We start from the raw sequence: 23,466 nt of genomic DNA, 5'->3' as shown, positions 1-23,466 counted from the left end.
CCGTCGGCCGCTACTCGTCCCCGCGGAGGGTGAAGGAGCGGAGGCGGTCGCCGGCGAACCAGACGGAGCCGAGGGCCACCACCGCGGCCGCGCCGAGGGCGTAGGGGAGACCGACCTCCGGGGACCAGAGGCCGCTGCTGATGGAGTGGGCGACGTCGCGTCCCCACGCGCCGAGCGAGACCCACCGGATCCCGGTGAAGAGGTTGCCCAGCAGGCCCTCCCACAGCAGCACGACCAGCAGGCCGACGACGACCGCGTGCCTGGTGAGCGCCGCCAGTCCGAGGAAGAGACCCGTGTAGGCGGTGGCCGCGACGGCCCCGCCGACCCCCCAGGCGACTGCGAGCCGGGGGTCGGAGGTGTCGAGTACCAGGCTGCACAGCATCAGGGGAAGAGCCCCGAGGGCGAGGGCACCCGCCCAGGCCACCACGAACTTGCTGAACGCCACCACGTGGCGGTTGACCGGCTTGGCCAACAGGTAGACCAGCGAACCGTCGTCCATCTCCGGGCCGAGCACCGCCGTCGCAGCCAGGAGTGCGATCAGCGGCAGTGCCAGCGTGTAGCCGAGGTTGAGAACCGCCTCGTGCCCCACCCCCTCGCTCGTCAGCAGCCTGATCACGGCGGAGAGGACCAGCAGCACTGCCGGGACGGCCAGGAGGACGACCCCGCGGCGCCGCCCGAGGAGCGCGTGCACCGAGAGACGGGCGATGGTGCGGTTCACGGGCGGCCCCCCACCAGGTAGGCGAAGACGCTCTCGAGCGAGTCGTCGGTGGGCGCCAGCTCGCGGATGCGCACGTCGCGCTCCCGCGCCAGGACGGGCAGCCGGACGGCGAACGTCCCGAAGTCGGAGACCGCGACGTCGAGCCCACCCCGCGGACGCATCGAGACGGCCACCACCGAGTCCTCCGCGATCAGGGCGCTGGCCAGCGCCCGGTCCTGGTCGCTGACCACGACGTAGCGGACCGGGCGGTCGGTCATCAGGCGGCGGATCTGGCCGAAGTCGCCGGACGCGGCGTGCCGCCCGGAGACGACGACCTCGATCTGGCGTGCCACCTGCTCCACCTCCTCCAGGATGTGGGAGCTGAAGAGCACGGTGCGCCCTTCCTCCCCCATCCGGCGCAGCAGCGTCATCAGGTGCATGCGCTGCCGGGGATCCACCCCGTTGAACGGCTCGTCCAGGAGGAGCACGGCCGGGTCGTGCACCAGGGCCGAGGCGAGCTTGACCCGCTGCCGCATGCCCTTGGAGTAGGTGTCCACGCGACGGGAGGCCGGCTCCACCATCTCGACGGTCGCCAGGGCCCGCTCGGTGGCGGCGCCCGGGTCGGCGAGAGCGTGCAGCTCGGCGTTGGCGCGGACGAACTGGCGTCCGGTGAGGTAGCCGAAGCTCAGCTCGCGCTCGGGGACCAGCCCCAGGTTCCGGTAGACGTCGGTGTTGCGCCAGATGGGGTCGCCGTCCAGGCTCACCTGCCCGGCCGACGGGGAGAGGAAGCCGGCCATCATCGCGATCAAGGTGGTCTTCCCGGCACCGTTGGGGCCGAGGAGACCGGTGATCCCGGGCCCGATCGACATCGTGACGCCGTTGACCGCGACGACGTTGCCGAACCAGCGCGAGACCCCCTCCAGGGTGATCGTGCTCATGAACCCGCCACCTTCCGGTACCGGGCGACGAGCGCAGCCAGCAGGGCGATCGAGGACCCGCCGAGCACCACGACATAGAGCACCTCCATGGCGGTGCTGCCCGGAGGGGTCACTCCCCCGCCCTCCACCCAGGCGTTGAGGAGGCCGCGGTAGAGCGAGTACGGCGAGAGGAGTCCCGCCACCTCTCCCACCCGGTCCGCGCCCTCGACCGACGCGACGCCCTGGACCGCGCTGACCAGACCGTTGCCGACCAGCAACACCGCGATCGTGCCGACGACCGCGAAGCCCCGTCGGGTCGAGCAGGCTGCGATCAGCGAGGAGACCGTGGTCAGCGAGAGCGCCAGGAGCAGAGCCAGGATCACCGCCAGCCCGGCGTCCCTCGTCTGGTCCACGAAGTCGAGCTCGCCCAGCAGCGCCACGACGTAGAGCACGAGGACGGGCAGCAGGAGGAAGATCAGGGTCGCGGCCAGCATCGAGCCGGCGCGGGCCAGCGCATAGGTGCTCGCCCGGAGCGGCCGTGCCAGGTAGAGGGTGATGCTGCCGTGCCGCAGGTCGCGGGAGAAGAGGACCGGTGCCTGAGCCGCCACGAAGATGCCGAGCAGCACCTGGGTGGTGGACGCGTAGGCGGCGTAGCCGATCGGCAGCTCCTCGAGCCCGACGAAGACCAGGATCCCCGCCACCACCACCGCGGGCAGCAGGTTGAGCGCGAGGAGCACGAACGGCAGCACCTTGGAGCGCCCGGAGCGCCCGATGCCGAAGGCGTTGCGCAGCCCCGTCACGACCAGCGCCCTGGCGATCGCCCCCTCGCCCAGGCGTGGCCCCCGGTAGGGGCGGTAGCCGAGGTCGTGGATCACCCCGCGGGTCTCCCCCGTCCCGCCCGTCACGACGCCACACCCCTCGTGGCGAAGACGTCCTCGATCCGGTGGTGGTCGGCCTGCACCCGGACCAGCCCGACCCCCAGGTCGCACGCCACGTCGCGCACGAGGTCGTGGAGCTCCGGACGCCCGGGGGGCGCCTCGATCACCAGCAGCTGTCCCCGGGGGCGGACCACCAGCCCGTGGGAGGCCAACGCCTCCCCCATCCGACGCTGCGCGTCGTCGCCGAGGACCTCGACGAGCAGCGACCCGGTCGCGTCCAGGAAGTCACCGGTCCTCGACGCCCTCAGGAGCCGCCCCCCGTCGAGGACCACCACGTGGTCGCTGACCCGCTCCAGCTCCCCCAGCAGGTGGGAGGTGACCAGCACGGCGATGCCGAAGTCCTTGCCGATCCGCTCGACGAGGCCGAGCATCTCGTCGCGGGCGGCGGGGTCGAGGCCGTTGGTCGGCTCGTCGAGCAGGACCAGCCGGGGGTCGTGGACCAAGGCCTGGGCCAGCTTCGCCTTCTGCTTCATCCCGGTGGAGTAGCCGCCCATCGGGCGGTAGCGCTCCTCAGCGAGCCCGACGTGGCGCAGCACCTCGGCGGCGCGCTCGCGGGCCGCGACCCTGGGCAGACCCGACATCATCGCCAGGTGGACCACGAAGTCGCTCGCACTGACGTCGGGTGGCAGGCAGTCGTGCTCCGGCAGGTAGCCCACGGCAGCGCGGATCTCACGCCCCTCGGTCGTGATGTCGTGGCCGAGGACCCACCCCCGCCCCGAGGTCGGCGACGCCAGACCCAGCAGGATCTTGATCAGGGTCGACTTCCCGGCGCCGTTGGCGCCGACGAGGCCGGTGACCCCGGACCCGATCTCGACCGAGAGCGACTCCAGCGCCCGCACCGCCCCATAGTGCTTGGTCAGCCCGTCGACGCGGACCGTCGCAGCGCCCTCGTCGACCTGCTCCGGGGACTGGGTCACTGGTCCTCGGTCCGCCCGGACGAAGGCGGATAGGGCGGAGCGACACGAGCCCCCGGCCCGGACTCACCGGGCGGGACCCCGGGCTGGTTCAGCGGGTCGGGGTCGGGCGCCTTGCCGTACGGCGTCTGGGCGTAGGGCTCCTGGTACGGCGCCTGGCCGTACGGCGCCTGGCCGTACGGCGCTTGGCCGTACGGAAGGGGGACGGCCTTGGACCGCGCCGTCGTCCGCTGGCGCTCGAGGTCGCTGCTGCGGATCGTGTCGACGATGATCGGGGCCAGGCGGGAGTCGAGGGTCATGTGCTCGTAGGCGTCGTGCCGGATCTGCTCCACGAGCACGTCGAGCCGCCGGGCCTCGTGGAGAGCGAGGTGGGTGGAGGCCTTCTCCTTGCGCCCGCGGGCGAACCAGCCGACCGCGATCCCGATCAGGAAGGGCGGGCCGAGGAGGAAGAGCGCCACGAAACCAAGGGCAGCCAGTCCGTCCATCGTCTCTCCCTCGTCGTCGCCGCGTGGTGACGCGAGCCTACTGCGACGTGGTCAACGCCCGACGCGCACCACCATCCGCACGGTGTCCACCGCCGTCGGCGCCCCCCGCCAGACGGTCTCGAGGCTGACGGTGCGGGTGGCCCCGGGGCGCGCGCCCGACCGGACCGCCACCACTGCCCGGAGGCGGACGGCACGTCCCGGACCCACGCGCACCCGCCAGCCGCGCGAGGAGCGGATCCGCTTGGTCACCTCGGTGCTCCCCTGGAACCACCGGACCCCGACCCCGTGCCGGGCCCGCTGTCCCCGCAGGTGGTAGGTGCTCGCCACCTTCTCCCGGTTGGCGACCCGGACGTCGACCGTACGGCGCTCCCCGCGCCCCACCGTGGTGCGGACGGTCTGCTTGTGCCCGGTGGCGTCCTGCACACCCGCCCCGACATACCTGCCACGCTGGCCGACCCGGAGCTGGGCGTCCGGACGCTGGTCGCTGGCGCCCAGGGCCAGCGTGAGCCGCTGGGGGTGACCCAGCCGGGCGCCCGAGGAGGCGCGCAGCGCCAGGTGCACCTTCTCGTCTCCCTCCGGCGTCGCGTCGTCGAGGACGGTCAGCGGGATCGTCTTGAGCGTCTCCCCCGCCTCGAACCGCAACGTGCCGTCGGTGAGGCGATAGTCCTTGTCGCGGGTGGCGGATCCCCCGACCACGGCGTACTCGACCGTGACGGGACCGGCATCACCCTGGACGCGGACCGGCACCTCCTCCACGTGCTCGGTCTCGGTCACTGTCCCCGCGGCCCGGTCGAAGGCGACCTCGGGGGCGCTCAACCAGGCGATCCTCTCGGAGAGCCATCGGCGGAGGAAGTCGACCTCACCCTGGAGGTCCTCGGCGTGTACCGCTCCCGGGATGGCGGCACCGGTCGTGTGCCACAGCGACCAGTCGGCCACCGCCGAGGGCCGCACGACCTCGGCGGCCGCGGGAACCTGGGAGACGAGCTCCTCGACCACGGGACGCAGCTCGAGGATCCGGGCCTTGACCTGGCGGGAGAACGCCGGGTCCTCCATCAACCGCGCGATCCAGTGCCGGCCCCGACGGGTGTGCCAGCCCTGGGGGGTCGTGGCGCCGTTCCACCTGGTGCCCGCGCTCTGGTCGAAGTCCCACAGCGGGCCGAGCCCGACGAGACCGCCCGGCGTCCACGTCACGTAGACGCTGGAGTGGAAGTTGGAGTCCTGGTTGCGGAAGAGCTCCTCCACCACGTACCAGTCGACGAAGGAGGCGACGTCGACCAGCGGCGCGTAGCCGCGCACCGGGTCCGCGAAGTCGTCGCCGTAGAGGACGTCCTCGAAGGCGTTGACCGCCTTCTTCACCGCTCGGCTGGCGCGCCGGTCGAGCTCGTCGGGGTCCTTGAAGGAGATCGGGGTGCGGCGACGCGTCCGGAAGCCGGGGTCGCCGCTGGCTCGGAACCTCTGGTCCACCTCGAGGAGGTGCCCGCCCTCGGGCAGGGCCACCCGCGCGGGCGACTGCTCGACCTGGTCGGTGAGGAGGTAGAGACCCTGGGGGCGGCCGTTGAGGACCACGTCGACGAACCTGGTGTCAGGGGTCCAGGCCAGCCTGGTGCGTCGGCCGAGCTGGAAGGCCAGGTGGTTGCGGAGCGCGCTCCGGTCCGCGTAGTCGGCGAGGAGCACCCACTCGTCGTGGGCCGGCATGCCGAGCAGGCTCGCGGGCGCGGAGAGCTTGACCTTGTAGGGCTTCTTGTCCCACTTCCAGGTCGAGTTGCCCCGCCCCTTGATCTCCACGTCGTACGAGGCGCCCGCCAGCTGCAGGGCGCCCTCGACGTAGTCGTCCTTGCTGACCACCGGCACGCCGCCGCGGGTGTCGATGACGAGGGTCTGCGGCGGGGCGGGCACGGCCCACGTCGCGTCCGGGGCAGCCACGGGACGCGGACCCCCTCCGCCGCCGGGAGACGCTGCTGCCCCCGCCGGCACCCCCAACGCGAGGACCATGAAGGCCCCGACCACACGGCGTAGCGGTCCCGCTCCCTGACTCAGCATGTCGCCCTCCCCTGAGCCCGCCCCGGTCGGGGGCAGGCGGCCAGGCACACACTGCACCCGCGTCTCGACGCGCGCAAGTGCCTCGTGCGCCGCACGCGCCTCCGCCTCGCAGGCCACCGCGCAGGCGTCCCGGCGGCGTCCCGTTCCCAAGCGTGACCCAGGCACTAACCAAGCAAACGGCTGGTTGACATGGTGTGACGTGCGTCATACCGTCGCTGGACCCTCGCACCCCCTCGCACCCCGCTGCACCGAGAAAGAGGCACACCATGGCGCAGAACCCCCTGGACGTCGTCAACGAGCTCCTGGCGGCCGTCCACGCGGACGACCAGGACCGTATCGGGCAGGTCTTCCACCCCGAGCTGGCCATCAAGGAACCGGAGAACCTCCCGTACCCGGGGACCTACCACGGGGTGGAGGGCTTCCACGCGATCAAGGCCAAGATCGGCGAGCTCGCCGAGCTGGGGATCGAGGACTGGGAGCCCGTGCAGGCCGGTGACCGCGTGCTGGTGACGATGACGGGAGTGTTCACCTCGAAGCGGTCCGGTCGCACGGTGCGCATGCCCATGGTGGAGATCTACTCGGTCAAGGACGATCGCATCAGCGAGATCGACGTGTTCTACAAGGACACCGCCAAGATGTCCGTCCTGCTCTCCGAGCTCTCCTGAGCCGCTCCATGACCACCCACCCCCGCCAGCTGTGGCGGATGATGGAGCCCTACCACCAGCTCTCCTACCGCTCTGCCGAGGGCGTCGAGCAGATGAGCGCGCTCGGCCTCGACCGGCCGGACCTCCAGTACTTCGGTGCCAGGCTGTGCGCCCTCGGACCGGTCTCCGCCGAGGTCGCGGCCGCCCTGACCTTCGGGTTCGCACCGGAGTACGTCGCCCGGGCGGTCCCCGAGGTGTGGCGACGCGCGGACCCTGCCGACATCCTGTCCGCGCGGCTGGCCGCGGCCGACGCCACGCTCCGTCGCGTGCTGGGCGACCGACTAGAGGAGACGGGCCGGGTGGCCGAGCCGGCGATGCGGGCGGCACAAGCCTGCGACCTGGGCGGGCACCCCATGGCCGCCGGGCACCTGGCCGTGCCGTGGCCCGAGGAACCGCACATGCAGCTCTGGCTCGCCACCACGATCCTGCGTGAGCACCGGGGGGACTCACACTGGGCGGCCACCACCGCGGCCGGCCTCGACCCGGTGGAGTGCCACGTCCTGGCCTGCGCCGATGGCTACATGCCGGCGGAGATGCTCCACCGCCACACCGGATGGGACGACGCGACCTGGCGGGCGGCGACCGACCGGCTCGTCGCCCGGGGCATGGTCGTCGACAACGACCACGCGACGGCCGAGGGCACCGAGCTCAAGGCCACCCTGGAGCGGACCACCGACCGACTCGCCGCCGCACCGCTGAGCGTGCTGAGCGAGCAGGAGCGGGTCCTGATCCACACCACCATGGCACCGTTCGCGCGCATGATCCTGGACGCCGGCGAGGCGCAGCCGTGGAAGCTGCGCGAGCAGCTGTGGCGAGAGCCGGAGCCCGCCTGAGCACGAAGAGATCGGGGCACGGAGAAGGGCCCCCGACCTGCATCCGCAGGTCGAGGGCCCTTCGTCGGCTCCCCCGGTTGGACTCGAACCAACAACCCTCCGATTAACAGTCGAATGCTCTGCCAGTTGAGCTACAGGGGATCGGCCGCTCTGCGAGCGGCGCCTGAGAAGACTAGCAAGGAGAGCCGGGCCGGGCGAATCCGACCCCCGCACCGCTCAGTCCAGCCCGACCTCGGCCTGGAGTCGAGCCAGGGTGTCCTGGGCGGCCCTCCTGACCTCCGGGGCGTCGGGGTCGATCCCCTCGTCGAACTCGTAGACCCACTGGAGCGGCTCCTGCCCCCCGGGAGCCCGCCGGGCGATCACCCGGACCCCGCGTCGCCCCGCCACCGGGACGTGCCGCTGCAGCACGACGCTGGCCGTGACCCGCTCGCGCACGAGCTCGACCAGCAGCTGCGGCTCGGTCAGGGAGAGCTCGTGGGAGGCGCGGGGCTCTCCCCACGACCCCACCTCGGTGAGCCGGAAGGTGGCGGACTCCCCGTCCCAGTCGGCCGTCTCGACCTGCTCCCACGGGACCCGGCGCGCACGACCCGGCGACTCGGCGTCGGTGAGGTAGAACGCGTCCCGGGTGCCGGCGAGCACCCGTCCGTCGGCGGCCACGCACCAGGCCAGCACCTTCTCGCCGGGAGCGACGGGGAGCTCGGCCGGGGGCTTGCGGCGGCGCAGGGAGAACTTCGTCGGGAGCTTCACGGGCTCAGGCTCCCACGGCCTTGTCGCGCAGCTCGCGACGGTGCTGCTCCAGGGCCACCAGCTCGCCGAACATCCGGTTGTACTCCGTGGCGTGCTCGACGGGGTTGGTCCGCTGCAGCCGGGACTTGAGGTCGGCGATCCGACGCATGGCGGTCAGCTCCCGCAGCCGGTAGACGTGGGCATTCACGTAGGACTCCCCCGGCTCGCCCGCCGAGCGGACGGGCTCGACGCCGAGCTCGCTGATCGCCGAGGAGACGAGCGGGTTCTCGACCGTCCCCCGCAGCCGGGCCGCCCATCCGGGGTCCGTGGCGCCCTGCGCAGCTCCCCCGGCACCCACGATGGCCTCCCAGACGTGGCGGTAGGTGGGGTGGCTGAAGTCCTCGGCGCCGATGCCGGTGACGGCGCGGCCGACCGCCGACGGATGCTGCAGCACCAGCTTGAGGGTCTCCCGCTCGATGGAGAAGCGGGGGTCCCTCAGGTCCGGCAGGTCCTGACGGGGGCGTGCCGGCGGACCTCCGGCCGCTTCCCCGTGCGCCCTGGCGTCACCACGCCGGTCACCACGCCGGTCACCACGCCGCTCGTCGGGACGGCCGCGGGCCGTCGCCCGGCGCACCTCGGCGCGCGCCTCGTCGACGTCGATCCCGATCATCGAGGAGAGCTCCCGGGTAAAGGCCTCGACCTTCGACCGGTCCCGGATGCTCGAGACCAGGCCGGCCGCCTCACGGAGCGCGTCGACCCTGCCGTCCGCCCGGTCCAGGTCGTAGCGGGAGGTGATGTTGCCGAGCACGAAGCGGTAGAGCGGCTGGCGGCGGGCGACGAGCTCGCGGACCGCGGCGTCCCCCTCCTTGAGGCGCAGGTCGCAGGGGTCCATGCCCGAGGGCTCCACCGCGACGTAGGTCTGGGAGACGAAGTTCTGGTCGCCGCCGAAGGCGCGCAGCGCGGCCTTCTGACCGGCCGCGTCGCCGTCGAAGGTGAAGATCACCTCGCCGCGGAACTCCTCGTGGTCGTGCAGGAACCGCCGCAGCACCCGGGCGTGCTCGTCACCGAACGCCGTGCCACAGGTGGCGACCGCGGTCCCGACGCCCGCGAGGTGGCAGGCCATCACGTCGGTGTAGCCCTCCACGACCACGGCCTGGGAGCTGCGCGCGATCTCGCGGCGGGCCAGGTCGAGGCCGTAGAGGACCTGGCTCTTCTTGTAGATCGGGGTCTCGGAGGTGTTGAGGTACTTCGCCTCGATCCGGTCGTCGTCGAAGATCCGGCGAGCGCCGAAGCCGATGGTGTCGCCGTTCGCCTCGCGGATGGGCCACATCAGGCGCCCGCGGAACCGGTCGTAGGCCGACCGGCCCACCGCCACCAGGCCGGAGACCGTCATCTCCTCCTCGGAGAAGCCGCGCTGGCGCAGCAGGGTGGTCAGCTCCTCCCCGCCCCGTGGCGAGAAGCCCACCCCGAAGAGCTCCGCCGCCGCCTGGTCGAACCCGCGCTGGGAGAGGAACTGGCGCGCCGCCAGCGCCTCGGGGCGAGAGAGCTGGTCGGCGTAGAACTCCTGGGTGATCCGGTGCGCCTCGAGCAGGCGCCCCCGAGCCGGACCGCGCGGCCGCTGGACGGGACTCTCGCCGTCCTCGCGGCGCAGCTGGACGCCGTACTTGTCGGCGAGCTGCTCGACGGCCTCGGAGAAGCCCAGCCCGTCGACCTTCATCAGGAAGCTGATGACGTCGCCACCCTCCTGGCAGCCGAAGCAGTGGAAGAACCCCCGCGAGGGGGTGACGTGGAAGGAGGGCGACTTCTCGTCGTGGAAGGGGCAGAGTCCCTTGAGCGATCCGCCACCGGCCTTGCGGAGGGTGACGTAGGAGGCGACGACGTCGTCGATCCGAGCCTTCTCGCGCACCTGCGCGATGTCGTCTTCTCGAATCCTGCCGGCCACGGGCGGAGTCTACGGGGTTTGACCCCGTTGGGGCCCGGGCACGGGGGGCTCATGACCACTCCGCAGACCCCCCGACCCCAGGGGGCGAGCGCACCCGGGCAGCAGCCCGAGCCGACCCTCGGGGCACTCGTGCACGACCTCACCCAACAGGTCCCGGACCTCATCCGCTCCGAGCTCCGCCTGGCGCAGGCCGAGATGACCGCCAAGGGCAAGCAGGCCGGGATCGGCCTCGGGATGTTCAGCGCCGCCGGCCTGCTCGGCTTCTTCGGGCTGGCCGCCCTGCTGACCGCGGCGACCGCCGCCCTGGCCCTGGTGCTGCCCACGTGGGCCGCAGCCCTGATCGTCGCGGCCGTGCTCTTCATCGCCGCGGGCGTCGCCGCACTGGCCGGCAAGAAGAAGGTGGCCGGGGCCACCCCCGCCAAGCCCGAGAGGGCGCTGGGCGGGCTCAAGGAGGACATCGAGACGGTCAAGGGAGGACACCATGGCTGAACACGACGGCACGACCGACTCGCCCTCCCAGGACGAGCTCGAGGCCGAGATCGAGAGGAAGCGGCGCGAGCTCGCCCGCACCCTGGACGAGCTGGGGACGCGGCTGGACGTGAAGAGGCAGGTGCGTGAGCGGGTCGAGCCGCAGCACCTCGCCGTCGCGGGGGCCGTCCTGGTGACCCTGGTGGCGCTCATCGTCTGGCGGCGTCGCCGGTGAGCCTCAAGAAGCTCGACGGGCGCTCCCTCAAGTACGTCGGCAAACGCGTGCTCCGCGAGTTCTCCGACGACCAGTGCACCGACCTCGCCGCGGCCCTCACCTACTACGCGGTGCTGTCGATCTTTCCCGCCGCCATCGCCCTGACCGCCCTGCTCGGGGTGGTCGGACAGGACCCGCAGCAGTCGGTGGACACGCTGCTCGAGGTGCTCGCCCCCCTCGTCTCGGACAGCATGCTGGGCTCGGTGGAGCCGACCTTGCGTGACCTTGCCACCTCGCAGGGCGCCGGGCTCGCCCTGGTCGCGGGTCTGGCCGGCGCCCTGTGGACGGCCTCGGGCTACGTGGGTGCCTTCTCGCGGGCGATGAACCGGATCTACGAGATCGACGAGGGACGGCCGATCTGGAAGCTGCGCCCGCAGATGCTGCTGCTCACCGCGGTCTGCCTGGTGCTGATGGCGTTGGTCCTGATCATGCTGGTCGTCTCCGGCGGCCTGGCCCGTTCGATCGGCGACGTGATCGGCCTGGGTGACACGGCCGTGACCGTGTGGGACATCGCCAAGTGGCCGGCCCTCGCGGTGATCGTGATGGCCCTGATCGCCCTCCTCTACTACTTCACGCCCAACGTGAAGCAGCCCAAGATCAAGTGGCTCTCGCCCGGGGCCGTGGTCGCGGTGGTGGTCGGCGTCCTGGCCTCGGTGGGCTTCTCCTTCTACGTCGCCAACTTCGCCAGCTACAACAAGACCTACGGCTCCCTGGCCGGCGTCATCATCGCCCTGCTCTTCCTCTGGATCATGAATCTCGCGCTTCTCCTGGGGGCCGAGATCGACTCGGAGCTCGAGCGGGGCCGCGAGCTGGAGGAGGGCGTGCCGGCCGAGGTCGACCTGCAGCTGCCGCTGCGCGACCACCGCAACGTCGACAAGGCTGCGGCCAAGGAGCAGAAGCAGATCGAGGAGGGCCGAGCCATCCGGATCGCCTCGGGCGAGGACCCCCACACCGACCCCCACACCGAGCCGGGCACCAGGCACCGGTCATCAGACTGACAACGAAAGGTGGAAAAGTGATGAAGAAGTCCATGCTGCTGCTGGCGGCCGGCGTCGGCTACGTGTTCGGAGCGAAGGCCGGGAGGGAGCGCTACGAGCAGATCCGCTCCGGCTTCAACACCGTCAAGTCCAGCCCCAAGGTCCAGGCCGGGGCGCACCAGGCGGCCGACCTGGCCAAGGAGAAGGCCCCGCTGGTGAAGGAGAAGGTCTCGGGGGTCGCCGGGGCCGCCGCCGACAAGGTCCGCCCCAACGGCGGCAAGGAGTCCGCCAAGGACGACCTGGTCGGCCAGCTCAATCCCGAGAGCACCGCGCGCCAGGACGACCCCTACCCCAAGGGGGACCTGCCCTGAGCACTCCCCGGCTCAGCCGGACAGCGTGGCGAGCCGCGAGACCGCGCTCGAGTCGGTCAACGACGCCACCTGGTCGATGACCACCCTGAGGCGACCCGCCTCGTCGGCCGCCCCTTCCCAGTCCTCGGCGAAGGGGCGGTCGAGTGCGTCAGGCCCACGGGCCAGCAGAGTCTCGACGAGCTCGGCCATCAGCTCGCGCTGCCTGACCATCAGGGCCACCCGGTCGTCGGCGCTCATCACGTAGTGGGCGGCGATCCCCTTCAGCACGGCGATCTCCAGACGGGTGCGCTCCGGTACCACCAGCGCCCCGTCGTACCGCACGAACGGGCCCCCGGAGGTCGCGAACGTGGCCTGCTGGACGCTGCCGCAGAACCGGCCGATCAGGTCGCTGGTGAGGTTCTTCAGCGAGGCCAGGCCGCGGCGACTGTGGTCGTAGGCGGCGGTGGGCCAGCTCTCCTGGGCCCGCAGGCCCCCGAGCACGTCGTCGAGGAGGTCGTCCGAGGCGTCAGGGGTGTACCAGTCGCGCACCGTCTCCCAGAGCGCCTCCCGGTCCAGGCGGGTCAGGTCGATCCGGCCCGCGACCACTCCGTCCTCCACGTCGTGCACCGAGTAGGCGACGTCGTCGGCCAGGTCCATCACCTGGGCCTCGAGGCACTGGCGGGTGCCGGACGCCCCGCGGCGCATCCACTCGAAGACCTCCAGGTCGTCCGCGTAGACGCCGAACTTGACGACCACCCGGGGCGTCCCGTCGCCGTGCACGCCCGCCGGAGGCTGAGCGGACTCCCTGGTCCAGGGGTACTTCGTACAGGCGTCGAGAGTGGCTCGCGTCAGGTTGAGGCCGACGCTGGAGCCTTCGGCGTCGAACGTCTTGGCCTCCAGGCGGGTGAGGAGCCGCAGGGTCTGTGCGTTCCCCTCGAAGCCGCCGCACTCCTGGCTCAGCTCCGCCAGCACCCGCTCGCCGTTGTGCCCGAACGGCGGGTGGCCCAGGTCGTGCGCCAGCGCGGCGGTCTCCGCGAGATCGGGGTGACAGCCGAGCGCCTTGGCCAGGTCGCGGGCCACCTGGGCGACCTCGAGACTGTGGGTGAGGCGGTTGCGCACGAAGTCGTCGGTCTGGGGACCCATCACCTGGGTCTTCGCCGCGAGCCGGCGGCTCGCCGCCGCGTGCACCACCCGGGCGCGGTCGCGCTCGAAAGCCATGCGGACGGGTGCGTCGACGCGTTTGGGCGGTTCGGGAACGAGGCGCTCGCGGGCGGCGTCGTCGTAGAGGTGCTCCATCACGAGCCGACGCTACCGGTTGCCGACGTCAGTAGACCGTGACGTGCACGTGGTCGTAGTGGTTGGCGGTGCTGGACCCGCGGTCGGACATCGACCGCCAGCCTTCACCACCCCGGTCCACCGACCAGATCTTCTGCGAGTAGATGAGGTACTCGATGCCGAGCGCGACGTAGTTCTCGCGCAGGTACTCCGCGATCTCCCAGCCGAGGGAGCCGCTCACCATCACGTCCACCGCGCGTCCCTGGCCGTGCTCCCCGTCGCTGCGGAAGGTGCCGTAGGAGCTGATCTGCGGGAACCGGGCACAGACGGCCTGGTGGACCTTGGTGATGTCGGGGTCCACACCGGCCGGCACCGAGGTGCCGTTGGTGCAGTCGCCGTCGATGCCGGCCAGCGGCTTCTCCTCGTCGAGGTAGCCCGCGGTGACCCAGCGTGACTCGCCTCCGACGACGACCTCGACCCTGCCCTCCTGCTCACGGCCCGTGACCAGGACCCGCTCGGCGGCGTCGAGGACACCGGTCTTCTCGGCGGAGGCCGAGGCCGAGGTCCAGAGGTTGAGCGCCTCGGTGGTCCACAACCGGGTGTCGGCCCCCTTGACGGCCAGGGCCGTCACCCGGAGCTGGCGCTGCCGGGCCAGGCGCGCCTGCTTGGCCCGCGCCTTCTTCCGCGCCGCCTTCTTGGCGGCCTTCTCGGCCTGCTGCCCGTCGTCGGTGCGGGAGCGGCTGCGGGTCACCGGCGCGGAACGCTCCGGGAGCTCTGCCACGTCACCGATCGACGTGCTGGCGAGCAGGTCGCGGGAGGGGGCCGGATCCTGCGACACGACGCCGAGGGTGACGGCGGAGGCGGTCGTCAGGAAGGCCACCGGCGCCGCGAAGAGAGCGGCTCGAGCCAAGGGGGTGCGGGCATTGGTTTCCCGCTTGTGGCGGTGCTGTGCCACAGCGTCGATCCTTTGCAGTTGCTGACAGGTCGTGCCGTTGTGCAGGTCGTGCACGGGCGGCGCGGTCGATGAGTCAAGCACACTGGCGGACAGATCTAGACATTTCAACTGCCCGTCTCAGGGTGTCCCCCCTCACCCTCCGCTATCCGGACGACGGACCTGTCCAGGCGGGTACGGGGCCGCGCGACGGAGCGGGTCTCAGCCGCCCGTGACCTCGTTGGCGTCCTCGCGGACGTGGCCGCCCCGGCCGTCGGTGTCGTCGAGCCAGCCCTCGGGAAGGACGACCCGCTTGCGAGGCGACCCCTGGCGACCCCGCGGGGACCCCAGCTCGGAGACCGGGAAGCGCTCGTCGGGGTCCAGCTCGGCCAGCAGGCCGTCGAGAGCGGCCAAGGAGTCGACCAGGGCCAGCGAGTGCCGCAGCGGTCCCCCGGCCCGGAAGCCCTTGAGGTACCAGCTGACGTGCTTGCGGAACTCCTTGCAGCCGCGCTCCTCGCCCATGTGCTGGCTGAGCAGCTCGGCATGGCGGCGCATCATCGTCCGCACCTCACCGAGGGTGGGCAGGGTGGTCTCGACCGGGGACTCGGAGAAGGCGGCGGCGAGGTCCCTGAAGAGCCACGGACGACCCAGGCAGCCGCGGCCGACGACCACCCCGGCCGCGCCGGTCTCGCGCACCATCCGCACGGCGTCCGCCGCCTCCCAGATGTCGCCGTTGCCCAGGACGGGGATGTCCACGTGCTCGACCAGCCGGGCGATGGCGTCCCAGTCCGCGGCGCCGGAGTACGCCTGCTCGACCGTGCGCCCGTGGAGCGCGATCGCGGCCACCCCGGTCTCCTGCGCGATCCGACCGGCGTCGAGGTAGGTGAGGTGGTCCTCGTCGAGGCCCTTGCGCGTCTTCATCGTCACGGGCACGCCGTACGGTGCGGCGGCGGCCACCGCCGCCTCGAGGATCTCGGCCAGCAGGCCACGCTTCCAGGGGAGGGCGCCCCCACCGCCCTTGCGCGTCACCTTCGGCACCGGACAGCCGAAGTTGAGATCGACGTGGTGCACCCCGTAGTCGGCACACAGGATCTCGGCCGCCTTGCCGACATAGCCGGGGTCGGTGCCGTAGAGCTGGACCGAGCGCACCGACTCCAGCTCGTCGAAGACCAGCATCTTGAGCGTGGTCTCGTCACGCTCCACCAGCCCGCGCGAGGTGATCATCTCGCAGACGTAGAGGCCGGCCCCCTGCTCGGCGCAGAGCCGGCGGTAGGCGGCGTTGGTGATCCCGGCCATCGGCGCGAGCACCACCGGGGTCTCGATGCTGAGGCCGCCGAGGTCGAGCTGGGCGGGAAGGGCGCGGGAGGACACCACCGCATTCTCCCCGACGCACCCAGGCGCGACGAGCCAGGGCCGGCCCGGATCGTCCCGGGCCGGCCCTGGCGTGGCGGGGGGCACACCCCCGTGGCGTCAGCAGCCGAGCAGGCGCTCGGCGAAGTAGCGGCTGATGCCGTCGAGGCTGATCCGCTCCTGGCTCATCGAGTCCCTCTCACGGACGGTGACCGCGTCGTCCTCGAGGGTGTCGAAGTCCACGGTGACGCAGTACGGCGTCCCGATCTCGTCCTGGCGCCGGTAGCGGCGCCCGATCGCGCCGGAGTCGTCGAAGTCGACGTTCCAGTTCTCGCGCAGCTCCGCGGCCAGGCCCTTCGCCTTGGGGCTCAGGTCGGCGTTCCGGCTCAGCGGCAGCACCGCGACCTTGACCGGCGCCAGCCGCGGGTCGAGGCGCAGGACCGTGCGCTTGTCGACGCCGCCCTTGGTGTTGGGCGCCTCGTCCTCGGCGTAGGCGTCGACCAGGAAGGTCATGAGGCTGCGCGAGAGGCCGGCCGCGGGCTCGATGACGTAGGGCACGTACCGCTCGTTGGCGGCCTGGTCGAAGTAGCTCAGGTCCTGGCCGGAGTGCTGGGAGTGGGTGGTCAGGTCGAAGTCCGTGCGGTTGGCGACGCCCTCCAGCTCACCCCACTCGGAGCCGGCGAAGCGGAACCGGTACTCGATGTCGACCGTGCGCTTGGAGTAGTGGCTCAGCTTCTCCTTCGGGTGCTCGAAGTGGCGCAGGTTGTCGGGGTCGATCCCGAGGTCGGTGTACCACCTGGTCCGCTCGTCGATCCAGTACTGGTGCCATTCCTCGTCCTCACCGGGCTTGACGAAGAACTCCATCTCCATCTGCTCGAACTCCCGGGTCCGGAAGATGAAGTTGCCGGGCGTGATCTCGTTGCGGAAGCTCTTGCCGATCTGGGCGATGCCGAAGGGGGGCTTCATCCGGCTCGAGGTCACCACGTTGGCGAAGTTGAGGAAGATGCCCTGCGCGGTCTCCGGTCGCAGGTAGTGCATCCCCGACTCGTCCTCGGTGACGCCCAGGTGGGTCTTGAGCATCCCGGAGAACTGCCGCGGCTCCGTCCAGGCTCCACGGGTCCCGCAGTTGGAGCAGGCCACGTCCTTGAGGTCGACCGAGTCCGGGTCGTCGAGGCCCTTCTTCTCCGCGTAGGCCTCCTGGAGGTGGTCGGCGCGGAACCGCTTGTGGCAGGAGCGGCACTCGGTGAGCGGGTCGTTGAAGGTGTCGACGTGGCCGGACGCCTCCCAGGTCTGCCGCGGCAGGATGATGCTGGAGTCGAGCCCCACGACGTCCTGGCGTCGCTGCACGACCGAGCGCCACCACTGCCGCTTGATGTTCTCCTTCAGCTCGACCCCGAGCGGGCCGTAGTCCCAGGCGGACCGAGTGCCTCCGTAGATCTCGCCGCACGGGAAGACGAAGCCCCGACGCTTGGCGAGTGAGACGACGTTGTCGACGGGCGAGGGGGGCGGCTTGGCCACGGATCTGCTCCTGTGCACGCACGGCCGGCTGGCTGCCGACCTGGAACGCTCAGGGTAACGACCGGCTCCGCTGCTCGTTGAGGGCGGCTCCCGGGACCACCGGCTCGTAGGCGCTCGGCTCGTCCACCGCCCGGCTGAGCAACGGCACCGCCGTCAACTTGACCTCGTAGGAGGAGAGCGCGCGACGGTAGGAGCCCACGTCACGCCACTGCGTGTGCAGCAGCCACAGCTCCGGCTCGTCGAGGTTGCGGCCGATGCCGCCCCCCACGAAGCCCGGACGGGCCGCGAGCGTCTCGAGGGCGGCCTGGACGTCGTCCCGGAACTGCTGCTGCTCACCCGCCGCGACCCGGAACCTGTTGACCACCATCACACCGACAGCCTAGCCATCCCGCCAGCTTTGAGAACGATTCTCGATCATGTGAGAATGGTTCTCATGCTCCCTCGGCCCCTCGTCCGCCCTCGCGCCCCTCTCGGCGCCCCTCTCGGCGCCCTGCTCGCCACCGCTCTCCTCGCCACCGGCTGCGGCGCCCTCAGCGCCGAGGACCCCACGTCCGACGGCCGCATCGCCGTGGCGGCGGGGTTCTACCCGCTCGCCTGGGTCGCCGAGCAGGTCGGCGGGGACCGGGTGGAGGTCAGCCCGCTGACCCGTCCCGGCCAGGAGGCGCACGACGGCGGGCTCACCATCGAGAAGACGGCGAAGCTCGCTGAGGCGGACCTCGTCCTCCTCAGCCAGGCCCTGCAGCCCGAGGTGGCGGCCAGCGCCCGGGAGAACGCCGACGGGGAGGTCCTCGACGTCGCCGACGTGGTCGAGCTGCTGCCTGCCGCCGAGCACGACCACGCTGACGACCACGGGGACGGCCACGGGCACGACCACGCTGACGGCCACGGGGACCACGGGGACGGCGACGAGGACCCCCACTTCTGGCTGGACCCGCTCCGGATGGCCGAGCTCGGCGACGCGGTGGCCGCCGAGCTCTCCGAGATCGACCCCGACCACGCCGACGACTACGCCGCCTCGGCCCAGGATCTTCGGCAGGAGCTGACGGCGCTGGACGCGGAGTACGCGGAGGGTCTCTCGGAGTGCGCGCGGCACACGGTGGTGGTCAGCCACGACGCGTTCGGCTACCTGCGCAAGTACGGGCTCACCTTCGAGCCGATCGCCGGACTCTCCCCCGACGCCGAGCCCACCCCCGCCGACCTGCAGCACCTCCAGGAGCTCATCGACTCCCAGGGACTCACCACCGTCTTCAGCGAGACCCTCGGGACCTCGGCACTGGCCGAGTCCCTGGCCCAGGACTCAGGCGTGGTCACCGACACCCTGGACCCCGTCGAGGGGCTGGCGGACGAGGGGTCCGACGCCGACTACCTTTCCCTCATGCGCGACAACCTCGCCGCCCTGCAGAAGGCCAACGGATGCTGAGGCGCCCGACGAGCGCGCCCGACGCCGTCCCCGTCACGCTGCGCAACGCCTCGGTCAGCATCGAGGGCCGCCCCGTGGTCCGCGGCGCCGACCTCACCGTCGCCCGCGGCGAGTTCGTGGCGCTGATGGGCGCCAACGGCTCCGGCAAGTCGACCCTGGTGCGCGCGATGACCGGACTGCGACCCCTCGCCGGCGGCTCGGCGTCCCTCTTCGACGTCCCGCTCGGGCAGTTCCACGACTGGCACCGGGTGGGCTTCGTGCCGCAGCGGGTCGGTGCCAGCTCGGGGGTCCCCGCCTCCGTGCGGGAGGTGGTCGGAGCAGGTCGCCTCACCAGGCGCCGGCTCTTCCGCCCACTGAGCCGCCACGACCGTCAGGTGATCACCGACGCCATGGAGGTGGTGGGCCTGGAGGGGATGGCCGAGGCGGGGATCAGCACCCTCTCCGGCGGACAGCAGCAGCGAGCGCTGATCGCCCGCGCCCTGGCCGGCGAGCCGGAGCTCTTCCTGCTCGACGAGCCCACCGCAGGCGTGGACCTGCCCAACCAGGAGGCCCTGGCCCGCGCCCTCGGCACGCTCTCGCACCGGGGTGCCACCATCGTCCTGGTCGCCCACGAGCTCGGCCCGATGGCTCCCTTGATCGACCGCGCCGTGGTGATGCGGGACGGCCGGATCATCTACGACGGGGCTCCCCTCGCCGACCACGAGGTGCACTCCCCCGACCTCGGCGAGCCGCACACCCACCACCACCACGGTGAGCCGGGGATCGACCACGTCCCGGTGGTCGCCTCCCCCCTGGACGCCCGTGAGGAGGAGGGTCGATGAGCGACCTCGTCTCCCTCTTCTCCCTGCCCTTCATGCAGCGCGCCATGCTCGCGGCTCTCTTCACGGGGCTCGCCGTCCCCACCGTCGGGATTTACCTCGTCCAGCGACGGATGGCCCTGATGGGCGACGGGCTCGGCCACGTCGCCGTCACCGGGGTGGCCATCGGCCTGGTGACCGGCTTCGCCCCCACCTGGACGGCGGTCGTCGCCGCCGTGCTGGGCGCGATCGCCATCGAGGTGATCCGCGAACGTGGCCACGCCAACGGCGACGTCGCCCTGGCCCTGCTCTTCTACGGCGGCCTGGCCGGGGGCATCTTCGTCGCCGGCCTGGGCGGGGAGAGCACCGCGCGGCTGCAGCAGTACCTCTTCGGCTCGATCCTGAGCATCTCGGGCGACGACGTGCTCTCCACGATGGTGCTCTCGGTGGTCCTGGTCGTGCTCTGCATCGGGCTCGGCCCCCAGCTCTTCGCCGTCGCCCAGGACCAGGAGTTCGCCAAGGTCGCCGGACTGAACGTCCGCCTCTACAACCTGCTGGTGGCCGTCCTGGCCGCCGTCTCCGTCACGGTGGCGATGCGCACCGTCGGCCTCCTGCTCGTCTCCGCGCTGATGGTGATGCCCGTGGCGACCGCGCAGCAGCTGACCCGCTCGTTCCGCACGACCCTCCTGCTCTCCATGGGGCTGGGCCTGATCGCCTCCCTCGGCGGGCTGGTCATCGCCGCACTCGCCTCCTACCGGGCCGATGTCCCCCCGGGCGCCTCGATCGTGCTGCTGAGCCTCCTGCTCTTCCTGCTCACCTGGCCCGTCGGCGCGCTCCTGCGCCGCCGGCAGCGGCTGCGCCTGCCCTTCGCGGACGACGTCTCGGGCGACAGCCACCGTGCGGTGGACCGGCATCCCCACGAGCACGGGGAGGGCTGCGGCCACCGCGCCGTGGCCCACGGCGACCACGTCGACTACCTGCACGACGGACACCGGCACGCCCCCCACGAGACGCACTACGACGAGCACTGAGATGACCACCGGACACCACGCCCCCGAGCCGACCACGCCCGGCGTCCCCCTGCGACCGACCCGGCAGCGGACGGCCGTCGCCGAGGCCCTGAGCACGTTCGACGACTTCCGGTCAGCCCAGCAGATCCACGATCTGCTCCGGGCCAGGGGCGAGAAGGTGGGACTCGCCACCGTCTACCGCACGCTCGCCGCGCTGGCCGACGGCGGGGCCGTCGACGTGCTGCGCAACGAGGACGGCGAGACCCTGTACCGGCGCTGCTCGGCCACCCACCACCACCACCTCGTCTGCCGCGACTGCGGCGCGACGGTGGAGGTGGAGGGGCCCGCCGTGGAGCGCTGGACCCGCGCGATCGCGCGCGAGCACGGCTACGCGGACGTCAGCCACGAGCTGGAGATCTTCGGCACCTGCCCGACCTGTCTCACCCGCCCCGACGCAAGCGGCGACTAGGCTCGCGCCGTGCGATCCGGTGCGAAGCGTGAGGTCCGACGACCGACCCCCCATCCCTCGGGGGCGCGACCGCCGGACGTGCCGGCCGAGCTGGTCCCCCGTCACGTGGCGGTCGTGATGGACGGCAACGGACGGTGGGCCAAGGAGCGTGGGCTCCCGCGCACCCGCGGCCACGAGCAGGGCGAGAGCTCGCTCTTCGACGTCGTCGAGGGCGCCATCGAGATCGGCGTGAAGGCGGTCTCGGCCTACGCCTTCTCCACCGAGAACTGGTCCCGCTCCCCCGACGAGGTCCGGTTCCTGATGGGCTTCAACCGCGACGTCATCCGGCGACGGCGCGACGAGATGCACGAGCTCGGGGTGCGCGTCCGGTGGGCCGGACGCGCGCCACGGCTGTGGAAGTCGGTGATCAAGGAGCTGCAGGTCGCCGAGGAGCTCACCCGGGACAACGACGTGCTGACCCTCACGATGTGCGTCAACTACGGGGGCAGGGCCGAGATCGTGGACGCCGTCCGGCAGATCGCCCGGGAGGCCGCGGAGGGGCGGATCAATCCCGACCGCATCGACGAGCGCACCCTCGCCCGGCACCTCTACGTGCCCGAGTGGTCCGAGGCCGACATGGTGTGGCGCACCTCCGGAGAGCAGCGCCTCTCCAACTACATGACCTGGCAGTCGGCCTACGCCGAGTTCGTCTTCTCCGACGTGCTGTGGCCCGACGTGGACCGGACCCACCTGTGGGCCGCGGTGGAGGAGTACGCCCGACGCGACCGGCGGTACGGCTCCGCCTAAGGTACGGCTCAGCGCTCGACGTGCTCGAGCGAGCGCAGCCCGCGCTCGACGTGCCAGGCCAGGTAGGCCGAGACGAGACCGCTGGCCTCCCGCAGGTGCCGCTGCTCGGCGGCGCGCACGACCTGCCAGTCGCCGGCGAGCAGCGCGCCCAGCAGCCGCAGGGTCTCCGGCGCCGGCGTCGCCGACCCCGGGAGCTTGCACAGCGTGCAGAGTGCTCCCCCCGCGGCGGGGCTGAAGAAGCGGTGGGGGCCCTCCGTGCCGCAGCGGACGCAGTGGTCGAAGGAGGGCGCGTACCCCGCCACCGAGAGCGAGCGCAGCAGGTAGGAGTCGAGGACCTGGCCGGGCGCATGCTCTCCGGCCACCATCGCGCGCAGGCCTCCCACCAGCAGCAGGAACTGCTGCACCGCCGGCTCACGCTCCTCGACCACCAGGCGCTGCGCCGTCTCCAGCATCACCGTGCCGGCGGTGTAGCGGTCGTAGTCCAGCCCGAGCCGGGACTGGAAGGGCGTCAGCGTCTCCGCCTGGGTGATCACGTCGAGGGAGCGCCCCTCGGCGAGCTGCAGGTCCACGTGGGTGAACGGCTCCAGCCGGGACCCCCAGCGGGAGGTGGTGCGGCGGACCCCTTTGGCCACCGCCCGCACCAGCCCGTGGTGGCGGGTCAGCAGGGTGATGATGCGGTCGGCCTCGCCCAGCTTGTGGGTGCGCAGGACGACCGCCTCGTCGCGGTACAGGGGCACCCGTCCATTGTGCCCGACCGTGCCCGGGGATCAGCGGCTGCTGCGCCTACGACCACGGCGCGTCCCGCGGGCGTCCCAGACGTCGAGGGCGAAGGCGAGCGCCGCGGCGTCCAGGCGGGTGGGATCGAGCCGCCACTCCCAGGGGCCGCGGGTCCGGACCAGCCGGGCCCCACCGAGCTCCTCGCTCAGCATCCGGACGTCCGACCAGGGCCGTGCGGGGTCACCCCGGTGACCGAGGACCAGGGCCGGGACCGAGACGGACCGGCGCTGCGAGGCGTCCGGGGCCAACCGGCCGAAGAGCACCCCGTGCAGCATGGCGGCGACCGAGTCGGCCCGCTGGTTGCCGGTGTCGAGGAGCACCCCCGCCCAGAAGGGGACGATGCCCCGCGGCACCGCCCGCGAGACCTTGCGCACGCCCGAGAACACCAGCGGAGCCAGGCGCGCGCCGAGCATCAGCGGCGTCAGGCACGCCAGGCCCGCGGCGAAGCCGTTGTCGAGCACCGGCGCCTCCAGCAGCAGTCCACGGACCCGCTCCGGGGCCCGCACCGCTACCTCGAGCGCCACGTTGGCCCCGAGGGAGACCCCGCCGACGAGCGCCTGGGAGGCATCCAGCTGGTCGAGCAGCGCCACCACCTGGTCACCGAACGCCGGCACCGAGTAGGCCAGCGGATCGGCCGGCCGGTCGGAGCGGCCGTGCCCCAGCAGGTCGAGGGTGACCACGTGGAAACCCGCGGCCGCCAGGGTGCGGGCCAGCGGCTGGTGCATCCGCCGGGTCAGCAGCTCCGCGTGGAGGAGCACCACCCAACGCTCGCCCCCGCCGTACTCGGTGAACTCCAGCCGGTCCCCCGATGGCAGGAAGAGCTGTCCGATCCGTTCCGAGACCAACATGGGGGCAATCTAGCGAGCGG

Annotated in this window: 26 protein-coding genes and 1 tRNA gene; 11 read left to right on the top strand and 16 right to left on the bottom strand. The window is 72.0% G+C overall.

Features of this window, described 5'->3' with window-relative positions:
• Positions 1 to 10 precede the first annotated feature (10 nt).
• The 6 genes from AC3X7R_RS18580 to AC3X7R_RS18555 are packed head-to-tail and all read right to left on the bottom strand — an operon-like array spanning position 11 to position 5,874.
• Positions 11 to 718, bottom strand: a complete 708-nt coding sequence (locus AC3X7R_RS18580; protein WP_489967176.1) for an ABC transporter permease — start codon at positions 716 to 718, stop codon at positions 11 to 13.
• Complete coding sequence (locus AC3X7R_RS18575; RefSeq protein WP_489967175.1) at positions 715 to 1,635, bottom strand: ABC transporter ATP-binding protein; 921 nt, start codon at positions 1,633 to 1,635, stop codon at positions 715 to 717. Before AC3X7R_RS18575 ends, AC3X7R_RS18580 begins: the two co-directional genes overlap by 4 nt.
• The gene (locus tag AC3X7R_RS18570; RefSeq protein WP_489967174.1) at positions 1,632 to 2,519 is read right to left on the bottom strand and encodes an ABC transporter permease; all 888 of its coding nucleotides are present in this window, start codon (positions 2,517 to 2,519) and stop codon (positions 1,632 to 1,634) included. The genes AC3X7R_RS18575 and AC3X7R_RS18570 overlap by 4 nt, the downstream gene beginning before the upstream one ends.
• Positions 2,516 to 3,469, bottom strand: coding sequence for an ABC transporter ATP-binding protein (locus AC3X7R_RS18565; protein WP_489967173.1), 954 nt, complete (start codon positions 3,467 to 3,469; stop codon positions 2,516 to 2,518). The genes AC3X7R_RS18570 and AC3X7R_RS18565 overlap by 4 nt, the downstream gene beginning before the upstream one ends.
• Positions 3,466 to 3,951: a hypothetical protein gene (locus AC3X7R_RS18560; RefSeq protein ID WP_489967172.1), complete on the bottom strand. Its 486-nt coding sequence runs from the start codon at positions 3,949 to 3,951 to the stop codon at positions 3,466 to 3,468. The genes AC3X7R_RS18565 and AC3X7R_RS18560 overlap by 4 nt, the downstream gene beginning before the upstream one ends.
• A gap of 51 nt (positions 3,952 to 4,002) precedes the next feature.
• Positions 4,003 to 5,874, bottom strand: a complete 1,872-nt coding sequence (locus tag AC3X7R_RS18555) for a CotH kinase family protein (RefSeq protein ID WP_489967171.1) — start codon at positions 5,872 to 5,874, stop codon at positions 4,003 to 4,005.
• A gap of 383 nt (positions 5,875 to 6,257) precedes the next feature.
• On the opposite strand from AC3X7R_RS18555, the gene AC3X7R_RS18550 reads away from it, so the two are divergent.
• Positions 6,258 to 6,656 carry a nuclear transport factor 2 family protein gene (locus tag AC3X7R_RS18550; protein ID WP_489967170.1) on the top strand — a complete coding sequence of 133 codons (399 nt, stop codon included), beginning with the start codon at positions 6,258 to 6,260 and terminating at the stop codon, positions 6,654 to 6,656.
• An 8-nt stretch (positions 6,657 to 6,664) separates the two neighbouring features.
• Positions 6,665 to 7,528 (top strand): SCO6745 family protein, encoded by an 864-nt coding sequence (locus AC3X7R_RS18545; protein WP_489967169.1) that lies wholly within the window; start codon positions 6,665 to 6,667, stop codon positions 7,526 to 7,528.
• Between the two features lie 68 nt (positions 7,529 to 7,596).
• Here AC3X7R_RS18545 and AC3X7R_RS18540 read toward each other — a convergent pair.
• From AC3X7R_RS18540 to dnaG, 3 genes are all read right to left on the bottom strand, one after another.
• A tRNA-Asn gene (locus AC3X7R_RS18540) sits at positions 7,597 to 7,669 on the bottom strand.
• A 75-nt stretch (positions 7,670 to 7,744) separates the two neighbouring features.
• On the bottom strand, positions 7,745 to 8,275 hold the full coding sequence (locus tag AC3X7R_RS18535; RefSeq protein WP_489967168.1) for a hypothetical protein: 531 nt from the start codon (positions 8,273 to 8,275) through the stop codon (positions 7,745 to 7,747).
• A 4-nt stretch (positions 8,276 to 8,279) separates the two neighbouring features.
• The gene (dnaG, locus tag AC3X7R_RS18530; protein WP_489967167.1) at positions 8,280 to 10,196 is read right to left on the bottom strand and encodes a DNA primase; all 1,917 of its coding nucleotides are present in this window, start codon (positions 10,194 to 10,196) and stop codon (positions 8,280 to 8,282) included.
• Between the two features lie 51 nt (positions 10,197 to 10,247).
• Here dnaG and AC3X7R_RS18525 point away from each other — a divergent pair, with 51 nt between their 5' ends.
• The 4 genes from AC3X7R_RS18525 to AC3X7R_RS18510 are packed head-to-tail and all read left to right on the top strand — an operon-like array spanning position 10,248 to position 12,286.
• Complete coding sequence (locus AC3X7R_RS18525; protein ID WP_489967166.1) at positions 10,248 to 10,685, top strand: phage holin family protein; 438 nt, start codon at positions 10,248 to 10,250, stop codon at positions 10,683 to 10,685.
• Positions 10,678 to 10,899, top strand: coding sequence for a DUF3618 domain-containing protein (locus AC3X7R_RS18520; protein ID WP_489967165.1), 222 nt, complete (start codon positions 10,678 to 10,680; stop codon positions 10,897 to 10,899). Before AC3X7R_RS18525 ends, AC3X7R_RS18520 begins: the two co-directional genes overlap by 8 nt.
• A complete protein-coding gene (locus AC3X7R_RS18515) occupies positions 10,896 to 11,936 on the top strand; it encodes a YihY/virulence factor BrkB family protein (RefSeq protein WP_489967164.1) in 1,041 nt (346 codons plus the stop codon). The genes AC3X7R_RS18520 and AC3X7R_RS18515 overlap by 4 nt, the downstream gene beginning before the upstream one ends.
• 20 nt (positions 11,937 to 11,956) lie before the next feature.
• Complete coding sequence (locus AC3X7R_RS18510) at positions 11,957 to 12,286, top strand: hypothetical protein (protein WP_489967163.1); 330 nt, start codon at positions 11,957 to 11,959, stop codon at positions 12,284 to 12,286.
• A 12-nt stretch (positions 12,287 to 12,298) separates the two neighbouring features.
• Here the strand turns inward: AC3X7R_RS18510 and AC3X7R_RS18505 are convergent, their stop codons facing one another.
• From AC3X7R_RS18505 to AC3X7R_RS18485, 5 genes are all read right to left on the bottom strand, one after another.
• Complete coding sequence (locus AC3X7R_RS18505; protein ID WP_489967186.1) at positions 12,299 to 13,561, bottom strand: deoxyguanosinetriphosphate triphosphohydrolase; 1,263 nt, start codon at positions 13,559 to 13,561, stop codon at positions 12,299 to 12,301.
• 28 nt (positions 13,562 to 13,589) lie between these two features.
• A complete protein-coding gene (locus AC3X7R_RS18500; RefSeq protein ID WP_489967162.1) occupies positions 13,590 to 14,495 on the bottom strand; it encodes a VldE C-terminal domain-containing protein in 906 nt (301 codons plus the stop codon).
• 198 nt (positions 14,496 to 14,693) lie between these two features.
• Positions 14,694 to 15,842: a tRNA dihydrouridine synthase DusB gene (dusB, locus tag AC3X7R_RS18495; RefSeq protein ID WP_489967161.1), complete on the bottom strand. Its 1,149-nt coding sequence runs from the start codon at positions 15,840 to 15,842 to the stop codon at positions 14,694 to 14,696.
• A gap of 99 nt (positions 15,843 to 15,941) precedes the next feature.
• Positions 15,942 to 17,339, bottom strand: coding sequence for a glycine--tRNA ligase (locus AC3X7R_RS18490; protein WP_489967160.1), 1,398 nt, complete (start codon positions 17,337 to 17,339; stop codon positions 15,942 to 15,944).
• Positions 17,340 to 17,388: 49 nt separating this feature from the next.
• Complete coding sequence (locus tag AC3X7R_RS18485; protein WP_489967159.1) at positions 17,389 to 17,706, bottom strand: antibiotic biosynthesis monooxygenase family protein; 318 nt, start codon at positions 17,704 to 17,706, stop codon at positions 17,389 to 17,391.
• Positions 17,707 to 17,772: 66 nt separating this feature from the next.
• Here AC3X7R_RS18485 and AC3X7R_RS18480 point away from each other — a divergent pair, with 66 nt between their 5' ends.
• The 5 genes from AC3X7R_RS18480 to AC3X7R_RS18460 are packed head-to-tail and all read left to right on the top strand — an operon-like array spanning position 17,773 to position 21,821.
• Positions 17,773 to 18,759 carry a metal ABC transporter substrate-binding protein gene (locus AC3X7R_RS18480; protein ID WP_489967158.1) on the top strand — a complete coding sequence of 329 codons (987 nt, stop codon included), beginning with the start codon at positions 17,773 to 17,775 and terminating at the stop codon, positions 18,757 to 18,759.
• On the top strand, positions 18,753 to 19,580 hold the full coding sequence (locus tag AC3X7R_RS18475; RefSeq protein WP_489967157.1) for a metal ABC transporter ATP-binding protein: 828 nt from the start codon (positions 18,753 to 18,755) through the stop codon (positions 19,578 to 19,580). The genes AC3X7R_RS18480 and AC3X7R_RS18475 overlap by 7 nt, the downstream gene beginning before the upstream one ends.
• Complete coding sequence (locus AC3X7R_RS18470; RefSeq protein WP_489967156.1) at positions 19,577 to 20,587, top strand: metal ABC transporter permease; 1,011 nt, start codon at positions 19,577 to 19,579, stop codon at positions 20,585 to 20,587. Before AC3X7R_RS18475 ends, AC3X7R_RS18470 begins: the two co-directional genes overlap by 4 nt.
• A gap of 1 nt (position 20,588) precedes the next feature.
• Positions 20,589 to 21,035, top strand: coding sequence for a Fur family transcriptional regulator (locus AC3X7R_RS18465; RefSeq protein ID WP_489967155.1), 447 nt, complete (start codon positions 20,589 to 20,591; stop codon positions 21,033 to 21,035).
• 9 nt (positions 21,036 to 21,044) lie between these two features.
• Complete coding sequence (locus AC3X7R_RS18460; RefSeq protein WP_489967154.1) at positions 21,045 to 21,821, top strand: isoprenyl transferase; 777 nt, start codon at positions 21,045 to 21,047, stop codon at positions 21,819 to 21,821.
• Between the two features lie 8 nt (positions 21,822 to 21,829).
• Here the strand turns inward: AC3X7R_RS18460 and recO are convergent, their stop codons facing one another.
• Together recO and AC3X7R_RS18450 are read right to left on the bottom strand one after the other, a co-directional pair.
• On the bottom strand, positions 21,830 to 22,558 hold the full coding sequence (recO, locus tag AC3X7R_RS18455) for a DNA repair protein RecO (protein WP_489967153.1): 729 nt from the start codon (positions 22,556 to 22,558) through the stop codon (positions 21,830 to 21,832).
• 30 nt (positions 22,559 to 22,588) lie between these two features.
• On the bottom strand, positions 22,589 to 23,446 hold the full coding sequence (locus AC3X7R_RS18450; protein WP_489967152.1) for an alpha/beta fold hydrolase: 858 nt from the start codon (positions 23,444 to 23,446) through the stop codon (positions 22,589 to 22,591).
• Positions 23,447 to 23,466: the final 20 nt, after the last annotated feature.

Source organism: Nocardioides sp. Z22_16, assembly GCF_058134365.1.
This window is presented reverse-complemented; position numbering and strand designations above follow the sequence as displayed.